The organism is Bacillus sp. SH5-2 (genome assembly GCF_008368905.1).
Taxonomy (GTDB): domain Bacteria; phylum Bacillota; class Bacilli; order Bacillales; family Bacillaceae_G; genus Bacillus_A; species Bacillus_A luti.
In genome coordinates, this window is the sequence record NZ_QOSD01000036.1 from 54,217 (window position 1) to 65,401 (window position 11,185).

At 36.6% G+C, this 11,185-nt stretch carries 6 protein-coding genes; 3 read left to right on the top strand and 3 right to left on the bottom strand.

The genetic code is table 11. From position 1 onward, the window contains the following. Window positions 1-30: 30 nt before the first annotated feature. The 3 genes from DN410_RS25655 (at window position 31) to DN410_RS25665 (ending at window position 4,054) form a co-directional block, all read left to right on the top strand. Window positions 31-1,368: an erythromycin esterase family protein gene (locus DN410_RS25655; RefSeq protein ID WP_149178545.1), complete on the top strand. Its 1,338-nt coding sequence runs from the start codon at window positions 31-33 to the stop codon at window positions 1,366-1,368. 204 nt (window positions 1,369-1,572) lie between these two features. Beyond that, window positions 1,573-2,151 (top strand): sensor domain-containing protein, encoded by a 579-nt coding sequence (locus tag DN410_RS25660; RefSeq protein ID WP_149178546.1) that lies wholly within the window; start codon window positions 1,573-1,575, stop codon window positions 2,149-2,151. A 115-nt stretch (window positions 2,152-2,266) separates the two neighbouring features. Further along, on the top strand, window positions 2,267-4,054 hold the full coding sequence (locus DN410_RS25665; protein ID WP_149178547.1) for a helix-turn-helix transcriptional regulator: 1,788 nt from the start codon (window positions 2,267-2,269) through the stop codon (window positions 4,052-4,054). A gap of 259 nt (window positions 4,055-4,313) precedes the next feature. Here DN410_RS25665 and DN410_RS25670 read toward each other — a convergent pair whose 3' ends face one another. The 3 genes from DN410_RS25670 to DN410_RS25680 form a co-directional block, all read right to left on the bottom strand. Beyond that, on the bottom strand, window positions 4,314-6,704 hold the full coding sequence (locus DN410_RS25670) for a penicillin acylase family protein (protein WP_149178548.1): 2,391 nt from the start codon (window positions 6,702-6,704) through the stop codon (window positions 4,314-4,316). A gap of 99 nt (window positions 6,705-6,803) precedes the next feature. Then, on the bottom strand, window positions 6,804-10,223 hold the full coding sequence (locus DN410_RS25675; RefSeq protein WP_149178549.1) for a DUF4132 domain-containing protein: 3,420 nt from the start codon (window positions 10,221-10,223) through the stop codon (window positions 6,804-6,806). 110 nt (window positions 10,224-10,333) lie between these two features. Then, window positions 10,334-11,098, bottom strand: a complete 765-nt coding sequence (locus DN410_RS25680; protein ID WP_149178550.1) for a DnaD domain-containing protein — start codon at window positions 11,096-11,098, stop codon at window positions 10,334-10,336. Window positions 11,099-11,185 lie beyond the last annotated feature (87 nt).

The window sequence follows — 11,185 nt, forward strand, 5'->3', positions numbered from 1 at the left end:
TATAAAAATAATTCAATTGAGGTGGCAAAGATGAATAAGAAAAAAATGATTGCAATGGTTAGTACAGCTTTATTAGTCACAGGATTTGGAGAAGTAGGAAATGCTCAAACGTTAGCAGTCGAAAATTCAGGTCAATCAGTCCAAAAAAATATAGTTAAATCAATACAATCACAGGCTATCCCATTAAAAACGATAGAACCGTCAAAACCATTTGATGATCTAAGACCACTTAAGAAAATGATTGGGAGCGCACAATATGTAGGATTAGGAGAGAATACTCATGGAAGCTCTGAAATTTTTACTATGAAGTTTCGCCTTGTGAAATATTTGGTTACTGAGATGGGTTTTACGAATTTTGCAATGGAAGAAGATTGGGGAAACGGCTTAAAGCTAAATGAATATATCCAAACAGGAAAAGGAAACCCTAGGGAATTTTTAAAATTGTTATATCCTACTGATGAAATTATAGCCATGATTGAGTGGATGAAAGATTATAATGCTGATCCATCCAATAAAAAAAAGATCCAATTTATTGGGCTCGACTTAAAGGCGTTGGACCAAGGTAGCTTTAATAAAGTAATTGATTATGTAAGGCTGCATCGACCAGATTTGCTGGCAGAAGTAGAAGAAAATTATAAAGAATTGTCGTCTTTTACTGGAAGTATACAGGAATATATGAAACTTGCTCCTGAAAAGAAAGAGAAGTTTAAAGCAAACGCTGAGAGAGTAGCCCGATTACTAAAAGATGAGAATGAGCAACCCAACACAGAAATAATTCCATCCGAGTACATCTGGGCGAAAGCAACGGCGAGTGCAATAGAGAAATTTACCACAATGCTGCTCCCTAACGACTATCCAAGTATGATAAAGCTACATGAACAATACTTGGCCGATCATGCAATGTGGGCACAAGAGGCATTGGGTGGTAAAACTATGGTATGGGCACACAATATTCATATAGCTAAAGGAATTATCGATGAGAAATTATACCCTTATGTTGCGGGGCAGTTTTTGAAGGAACGTTTAGACAATAATTATGTCACAATTGGTAGTACAACTACGGAGGGAAATTTCACCTTATACAGCGAATATGATCCTTCCACTGGAGGTAAGATTACAACTCGCGAAATCCCACAAAATGTAAATAGCTTTAATTATACTCTCGGGAAAGTACCATATAACATGTTTTTATTGGATAACCGTCACCTTAAAGGACAAGCAGAGAAATGGGTTAAAGCAAAAAGACCATTACTAAGTATAGGGGGACAAATCTTCCCGAACGAATCGGCATACTTTGATAAATCATTGCTTGAGCAATTTGATATTATTTTTCATATTCGAAAAACAAGTCCATCTCATATTAAATAAAAGTACAAAACAATCCCGTTCTTGCATCTGCAAAAACGGGATTGTTTTGTAGAGGATTAATAAAAGCATCTTTTTTAACCAGAAGTAAGCTGCTCTCCCCTTTTTAACATCATTTAGAACTGTCATATGACACTTTTACACTAGTGAGAATGACAAAAAAAGCAGTATGATTCGGTTATTACATAGATAGGAGCGATGAACTTTATGAAATCAAGATTCATCCAGAATGGTTATTTTTTATTGCTAACTTTCGTTACAGGATTGTTTTATTTTTGTTTTTATCTAATAGCTCTGCTATTCAGTTTCACCCTTTCATTTACGGTAGTTGGGATTCCACTAGTTATACGCGTACTACAGACTACCACACCCTTTATCCAATTCGAGCGCATACAGACGAAAATTTATACAGATATTTCGACCGACTCTTACGATAGAAGTATAACAATGGATACATCGAACTGGACTCAGGTGAAATTAGTGCTTACAGATCGTCGCACTTGGTTTGCTGTCTATTGGTTAATGCAGAAATTTGTGATTGGCATTTTCAGTCTCATTAGTACAATCACTTTTTATGTAATGCCACTTATGTTCCTGTTGGCACCACTACTATATCGATACATCGATATGAATATTATATTCATACAAATAGATACTTTTGCCAAGTCACTCTTTGTAATGTTTATGGGTATAGTATTTACCGCCATAAGTATTAGAATAGTCGATGGTTTGACAAAGAAAATTGGGGGCTATACACGTAGTATGATTCGGCAACTAAATCAATAGAAGTTTGCAGTCTGTGAGTAGTATCGTAGTTTTAAATTAAAAAGTATAATAAGGCAGGAAGGATTAAATTATAATATAGGAAGTAAAATGGTAGGCTATTTAGGGGGTAAAGGACTTGTTAGATATGGTTAAGTATTGGTTTTGGTATGATTGGATTATGTTAGGGGTACGCCTACTTGCTAGTGTGTCTATCATTCTAGCTACATTAAATTTTCAGGATGGTTTAACATTACCACTTTGGATTATTATTCTTTGGGAAATTATTGCCTTCTCTGTTCCATGGGTAGCCTTACTATTCAATTATAAATATTATTTGTTCACAGAAATACTGCTGTATGGTGGACTATGTATATATTTAACCTCATTATTTCCAGGAGCTTACAACACATTTCTTATATCAGTGTTTCTAATTGCTGCGAATAGTAAGCATTTGTCCTATTATTGGACAGCTCCAATAACAGTTTTTATAACAACTGGAATTTTTTGTGCGGTTGCGCCAAGTAATAGCTATTGGGTTATGGTCACCTATTATGGATTCGCATATGTAATGGGCTTCGCTTTTCATTTATTAATCGTCAATCATAAGCAAAATGAAGCAATTCGTAAACAAAACGCAGTACTTGAGCAATATATGTCTCAGATTGAACGCATTACACTAGCAGAAGAACGGAACAGGCTGTCGAGCGAGCTTCATGACACAGTTGGTCACGCTTATACTTCTATTATTATGGGGATGGAAACGTTGCGCACCGAACTTGCTACTGAAATGGGTATACAGAGGCTAGATTCTCTGCTTGAAATGGGACGTAAAAGCATCGAGGACGTAAGAGGTTACCTACATCAAATGGATTCTCCGTGCCAATCGCCTTCCTTGATTCAATCTCTACAAAATCTTGGAACCGAATTTCAGGAGCACGCTCAGGTAAATGTAAGTTTTCGGGCATACGGAGAGGAATATGAATTGTCTCGGCAAGCGAAGATCGCATTCATTCGCTGCTTACAAGAGTCCCTTACGAATGCAGTACGTCATGGTCAGGGGACTGAAATTATAGTTTCATTGCAGTTTGAACAACAATATACGAGATTAGAAGTTCAAGATAATGGAAAAGGAAATGTAGAATGGCAGGAAGGCTTCGGTATGAATGCGATGAAAGAACGGGCAATGAATTTGCAAGGTCAATTTTCTGTATATACAAAGCCAGATGAAGGTATGCTTGTTACTTGTACCATACCACGACAAACTGAAATAAAAGATGGACTTATTCGTTTGTTAATTGTAGACGATCAGCCATTTGTTCGGGAAAGTTTGAGGACACTACTCGATAGGTATGAAGATTTAAATGTAGTCGGTTTGGCCGAGGATGGCAATCAAGCCATCGATTTGTGTGGACGCCTTCAACCCCATGTTATACTTATGGATTTAGATATGCAGCACATGGATGGAGTCGAAGCAACCAAAAAGATTAAGCAACAATGGCCACATATCCGCGTATTGATTTTTACAACTTTTCAGGATACCGAACAGGCGTTGGAATCATTTCGCAACGGTGCGGATGGTTTTTTACTCAAATCTATTGAAACGTTGGAACTAGCTAATACGATTCGACTTATTCACAAAGGTGGGACACTGATTGATCAGGGAATGTCTCACAAAATATTTGAGAAGTTTGATGAGCAAAATGAGACACCACAATCAAAAGCAACCGCTTATGAGTTAACAGCTAGGGAGATTGAAATATTGCAACTAGTAGCAAAAGGACTTCGATACACTACCATAGCATCAAGGTTATATTTATCGAATGGTACGGTCAGAAATTATGCTTCCACAGCTTATACAAAGCTAGGAGTCCGTAACAAAGAAGAAGCTGTTCAAAAGGCTCTAGAAATTGGAATTATTGAATAACAAAATATTTTGCGGTGTATAAAAAGGAGTAACAAAGAAACAGAACGCTTTGTGTGGTTTCTTTTGTAACATAGTAAATAAGACCCGTTATCATATAAGTAAATGTTAAAACACTTACTGTTTTGTAATAATAAAATCATTGTATCTTATTCTCTAAAACACAAAAGCCTACTATCCACTTAACTGATAGTAGGCTTTTAAAATTATTTTAGGAATGGTTTATGTTCTAATTTATAAGTTTTCATCAGTGGAAATACCATCACTTCGGCTGTAAAGTTAACACTTTTCCCTCTATTCCATCCGTATTCAATGTAGTCGTATGATACGTGCCCTTTACCCAATCATCTATTTGATCATGATACCAATCGCTTCTAAAATGTCCCGATTGTCCTGGTCCTACGATATGATAACCGTTTGACATATCTTTCGTATCAATAACGAATCGCCAAGACGCCCCGTGATTTACAATACCGTTATCACCGTAACTCGCTGCTTGAACGGTAACTTGGCTTCCGCCAATTGGAACTGGTTTCTCACGATTAAATGCAAGTAGCGCTAACATACTAGATGATTTTGAGATTGGATGTGTAAACGCAAGTTGATGGTAATCGCCCCACTCCCATTCTCCAACATCTGATCCATACTCCTTCTGTAATTTCTTCATTACATTCTCGTACGATGTATGCACAACTTTTGTGAAGCCTCCGTATTTTGTAAACCAAGCGCTCTTTTCACCTGCTACTTCTTTTCGAATCAATTCATCAACAACTTGTGACTTCCCTTCAAATAACTCCATCACATCTTTCGGTATTTCTTTTGAAAACAACGTATTTGAAATCTCTTTCATTAGCAAATGGAAAATTAACGGTGCCGCTTCATCTTTACTATCGTAAAAGTTCCACTTTGTTAATTGTTTTACTCCTTCTTTCTCTACTTCATTTAAATCTGCTTTATTTAATTCCTTTAAAAATATAGGAGTAAACTCTTTCCCGTATAAGTTTTTTTGATCCATCTGTAACTCTTTTAAATCTTTCACCGTATACTTTTCCTTTTCTTGCAAAAACTCTTGAATACGCATTTGCCTATATGGCTGCGCCCACGTATTACTAATATGGTACGGATAATTATCATCAACAATTTTATTATTTGCAGTTGAAATAAACCCTTGTTTTGGATTGATTACTTTCGGCAGCTGATCAAACGGGATATATCCTTCCCATTCATATTCATCTGTCCATCCTGGCACTGGCAGACTACCATCACCTTTTTTACGCACTGGTATATTTCCATTCGCTTTATAAGCAATTGTGCCGTCGTTTGATGCAAACACAAAGTTTTGAGTTGGTGTATGAAAATCTTGAAGTGCCGTTTCAAACTCATTCCAGTCTTTCGCTTTATTCATATTTAATACAGCCTTTAGCTCAGCTGACGGTTCCAATGCAGTCCATTTCAAAGCAAATACTGTTTTCGTTTTCTCTTTTCCTTTATCCGCAAACTCTGAAATAACTGGACCGTGCCTCGTAACCGTCACGTTATACGGAATTGTTTTCCCGCCTTTTACTTTAATAGATTCATCAACAACGGTAGCTTTTTCCCACTTATCGTTATACAGAAATTCATTTTCATTTTTAGGATTTCGCTTCTCAATATATAAATCTTGCACATCAGGACCAGTATTCGTAACGCCCCATGCTATTTTGTCATTGTGTCCTAAAATAACACCTGGTACTCCCGCAAAAATAACGCCACTTACATGTAAATCTTTCATTTCAAGTTGTGATTGATACCAAATAGAAGGTGTCGCAAGAGATAGATGAGGATCATCTGCTAAAATCGGCTTACCAGACGCACTCTTCTCACCGCTTATAACCCAGTTATTACTACCATTAAACTCTGGTGGAATGATTGTTTTTGCAAAACTTTGTGCTACATCCACATTTGTATTTTTCAGTTCAGCTAGCAATCTAGGTGCATCTTTCGGATATGTAGGAAATAGCTCATTTGCTTGCTCTTTCGGTAGATTTTTCAGCGCCCAATATCGAAACGCCTGTCCGTGCCAATGTCCGCCTAAATCAAACGCCATATACTTTCCAATCGTTAAAGAATCTACAATTGACCATTCAGCAGGCTCATAACCTAATATAGTAAACTCGACCGGCAATTTCTTTTCCTCTTTCGCCTCACGTATAAAAGCATTTATCCCATCAGCAAATGACTGCAGAGCATCTTTCGCTTCTCCATCATATTGACTAACAGACGCTTCGGCTGCTCGCCTTAAACCGAGCGTTCGAAACAACTTATCTCGATCAACAGCTGCTTCCCCTACAACTTCACTTAACATCCCAGAAGCCTGCCTTCTACTTAAATCCATTTGAAACAAACGATCTTGCGCTTGTACATACCCTTGCGAAAAATATAAATCATGTGCATTTTCCGCTTTAATATGCGGCACACCTTTACTATCGCGTTTCACCGTAACGGCACGTTGTAAATCCGCTAGCTTTATCGTTCCATCTATCTTTGGCACAGATCTAAGCGTATATATGTTCAAAAAAATCACTGTACAAATAACTAACAAAAGAACGATACTACTAGACCATATAAAAATTTTCTTACCTCTCGTTCGTTTCTTCTTTATGACGACTTCCATATAACCCCCTCCTTTCTCAAACTATTCGCTTCTATTTTGAAAGAACCTTTTAGAAAAGTTGAAAAACCCCTTCATTTTCCTACAAATGAAGGGGTTTTTTTATCGTTTGTTACGCCAGCTTTCATTATGACCAAGATTTGAATTGGTCGCTAATTGTACATCATATAATATTTCACTAAAGAAATACTTATCTACTTCTTTTGGCACAATACGTCTTTCATCATCAATTTCATCATATTCATATGAACCTCGGTTTACTGTACCTGCTTTATAAAATTCAATATCATACACACATATATCTTCTTCGTCTTCATAGCCAATCGGCGCTCCGCTAAATGAAAGCTCTGCCCCTAATCCAGTGCGAGTATCTTCTTTATAAAACGCATAATACACGCCGCCATCTTGAACTGATCCGCGAATCCATCCAAGCTTCGTCATCTTACCGAATAACGAACGCCCATTTAATAAAATACCACCAAATCTCTCAACAGTAATCTTATCATTTTCCTCTACTACAAATACTGGACGTTCTATTTGTAAGAACGGTTGGACAATTTTCGATTGTTCCAGTTGCTCTTTCCATAACGCTTTTTCCTCTTCTGACAATTCTAACGGATGAACGAAACCGATAACCGTACCAGACGAAAGTGCATGATTTCCTCCTATCATTGAGTAAAACGTACCATCCTCCGCATAACGGAACATTTCCACTAACTTTCCTTCCGTATATTCACCCCAAATAAGTGAAGTTGCAAATTGCTTCATAATTGGATTCTCCAGAAATACCGACTTCCACGAATCGTATGACCAATAGCGCTTTCGTGATAGAGCAGCTTCCAAACGTTGTTTCTGCATGGAAAGAGCACCTCGAAGCTCTTTCTTTAAAGTGGATAACTCTTTCTTAGCTTCTTCAGCTTTTTCTATATCATCCTTTGCATTCGGCTTCGGAAGTGACTTCATGCGTTTTCCTTCTTCTGTCTCCAATTCAAATTTTGACTCTGCAGTTAATATGGCCGTAAAACTCCGAATTCCAAAATCAATCGTCTTTTCACCACGTATAGTAAAGCCAAGGTCCGGAACCAGTTGATCTTCCAGCTCTTCCTCTGTTATACCACGTGTTTTTGCAGCAAGACTTAACGCCTCTTTTGCCGCATTACGCACTTGCTTATGTTTATATTTAAATGCCATTGCATGAATAGACATAAGTGCAAGCTTAGAGGATGACAAGCCCAGAGCGCGAACAGCATCTGCGGCAATCTTTCCTCTCATATCAAATACCCATTCATCAATTTGCTTTTTCAGTATGCCGACCATTTCGTCATCACTATACATGCCATATAACGAAAGGATTCCGCGTTTCTTCACATCTGCATCTTTAGAAATCCATATTTGATATATTGCTTGCACATATTCTTTCAAATCCTGTTCATTTAAAGTACTCCCAATTACTTCAGCTGCCTCTTTCTTCTCGATGACAGAATCTGACATGTACTGTTGTAAATAAGCTAATGGAATTGTGGCATCGGCAATTTCATTAGAGTCACGAAGACGGATTTGTGGTTCATCCCCAATCAATTGCAAAAGTGAATTTCTTTTTTGTTCCGTTACTATACGGCCACAAAGTTCTTCTATATTTTCTGAGTTTCTCCCCACTTCAAGTAACGGAGCAAACTTCTCGGCCAAAGAGGCATTCTTCTTTTCTTTCAACGCTTCCTGTACAAGTTGCACATATTTTTCAACCTTATACTCTATTAGTATTTTCATCACATTTTCACGAACAATTTTCTTTTTATGATTCAGTTCAACCGCTACATATTCTGCCGCTTCTATGTCTTTTGAAAGCAGTTCAACTATAGACTTACGTAATTTTTTAGATGAATCACCTAAGTTTTTAATTAAAACCGGACGTATTTCAACCTTGTTATCTCTTGCTAATTCATTCAAAATATACGCTTTTGCCTCAGCAGAATACGTATCAAATCGTTCCATTATGTATGCCTGTTCTTTTACAATGATTGTAACGAGCGCTTCCTTCGCTTTATTTCTCTCTTCTACATAATGTGAGACTTGCTCAACTGAATAATCGATCAACTTTTCCTTACTTAGCCCGTAAGAAAGTAGATCTTCTATTATTTGTTCTGGTTCTATCCCTCTAGCTGAACATTCATACAGAAGTTCATATAAATAAACACCATATACATCTCCAAATTGCAGAGTGAGTGCAGCTTCTCTTTTTGCCACATCATCTATATCCCAAAGAAGTACAACTTCTAAAACTGGCATATCCCAATACATATTTCTATATTTCGGGTTTTTAAGTATTTGCTTCATTTCATCAAATGACAATTTCCCGAGTAAATAATCACGATACGTATCCCGCACCGTAGACAACTTAAGTTGCAAAGTAGCAACAAAAAATTCTTCTCGCATTTTCCCTCTATTTAACTCATGTCCTTGTTCAGCTAACGTTCTTGCGATGATGAGATAATTAATCTTACTCACATACTGCAAAGTACGCTGAACAAATTCATGATTTTCTTCTAACATAAAGCATAGCAATTCATATTCATACGTCTTACAAAAGTCTGCACTATTCAAATCATGTTGCCTCAGGCGGTGCGCAAAAAACCTTTCCTCAGAAATCCAAAACTGTTTACAAAAACTTTGAATTTCTTCATACGTTTTCTTATTTACACTACCTGTTCTTTTGTAGTTTTGAGGCTGACCGAGAGCTTGACACACGTAACGCGTTGCATAGTTCATAAAAGCCCAGACATTTTTCTTCGCTACAATTTCAACATATCGCCTCACAACATTTGAATATTTATGAATACTAAATAACAGTCGCCAAATATATTCTGGTAAATTTCCACCTAAAAATACTTCCCTATCACTTTCACCTTTTATATACCCTTTAGCTGCTTCAACCTTTTCCTTTTCTCCATTCAAATTCAATATAAATTCAGTATGTTCTTCTAATCTCTCATCCAATAAAGAACTGTATGTACGGAATCGCTCATAATCTACTTCGAACATTACGAGAAGTAATGATAATTGCTGCTTTGATGATAATGCTGACAGCTGCTCTTCTATATAGTTCGGATTCTCGCTTATTAATTCTCGAAGAAAAACATACGCTTCATCCACATAACTTGAAATATTAGTTAAATATTTACATGCGCTCCCTACAAGTTTATCTAAAGGAAGGTCACTTTTTTCTAAATACATCTTCATATTAGAAAAATCCACATATTTAAACCTTATTATAAGAACATTTAACAACTGCTCCCCTAACAAATAATAAAATAATCGTAAGAAAGCTGGATCTTGCTTATGCACTTTTCTAAAATCATTTATAAATCGCTCAGCAAAATCGCCTCTTCTTTGATCTCGAATTGTCGTTAATTGAATATCTTTCAAAATCTCTTCTTCTTTTGTCTGTAAATATAGCAGTGATAATTGTTCCTGCTCTTTTGTCATATGAATATATTGAAACAACTGAGATGTACTAGTAGTCAAACTCTCTTCCCCCGCATCTTTTTATCTACTATAAAAATACCCTTATTTAATGGTAGTATAGCATAAAATCCACAAAAACGAACATACATTCTATGTTAAATTCATGTAAATTAAAATACACTACTCAAAACACTTCTCCTTCTCTCTAAACTTCCCATTACACACTGCTCTTCACCATATTCGCTACACCAATTCCTCAAAATCCCCTTCACATAAGCGAGCGTTCGCTTATTATGTTCAAACGCAACTTTAAGTGCCTCTAGTACCGCACTTCCTGAAAGTCTTTGTATCCATTCCTTCAATTCCTTCACAATATATGGAGATAAACTACTTATATTTTGCTCGTAAAATTTATACACTTCACTATGCGAAGTAGTCTCTTCCACCGTTTCTATAACTTCCACATCTTCTTCCTCTTCCACAACTGCTTGTAAACTACTATTATCCTCCTCTTTCGGCATACCAAAATGCTGCAGTAATAATGGAATCTTCCATTCTTCTTCAAGACACTTACGTAAAAACATATGTATGAACTCTTTACTTTTCACAGCCTTTAACTCACGTAACACGCACTTCTCTACATTCGTATTTAAAATAGGGTTATAATGTAGCCAATTTATTATGTATAGCTCTTTCGTTTCTGTATCGTATAAAATCTTTCCGTATTCAACAAAGCGGTTCAACAACTTCTCAACAGTTTCCATACTGTAACCTGTTTCAAGCTCTGCCAAACGCTTCGGTAACATGTAAATTCCACATTGCTTCGTTTTCGTACCCGTTAGCAAATATATGTAAAAATAACGCTCTTCTGATGTTAATTCTAAAATAAATTCATCTTGCCAAAAGTTCACCCTCACATTACGGTACACCGCCATACGTTCCCCTCCTTCCTTCAGTCGTAAAAAATAAAGTGAAACTTTAATCAGTGGGGGTTTTCTTCATCCCCACTGATTATTAGTTGA

Bases quoted from the DNA above. Each gene is read 5' to 3' on its own strand.
- DN410_RS25670 (WP_149178548.1), bottom strand. From the start codon at position 6,704: ATGGAAGTCGTCATAAAGAAGAAACGAACGAGAGGTAAGAAAATTTTT.
- DN410_RS25660 (WP_149178546.1), top strand. From the start codon at position 1,573: ATGAAATCAAGATTCATCCAGAATGGTTATTTTTTATTGCTAACTTTC.
- DN410_RS25680 (WP_149178550.1), bottom strand. From the start codon at position 11,098: ATGGCGGTGTACCGTAATGTGAGGGTGAACTTTTGGCAAGATGAATTT.
- DN410_RS25655 (WP_149178545.1), top strand. From the start codon at position 31: ATGAATAAGAAAAAAATGATTGCAATGGTTAGTACAGCTTTATTAGTC.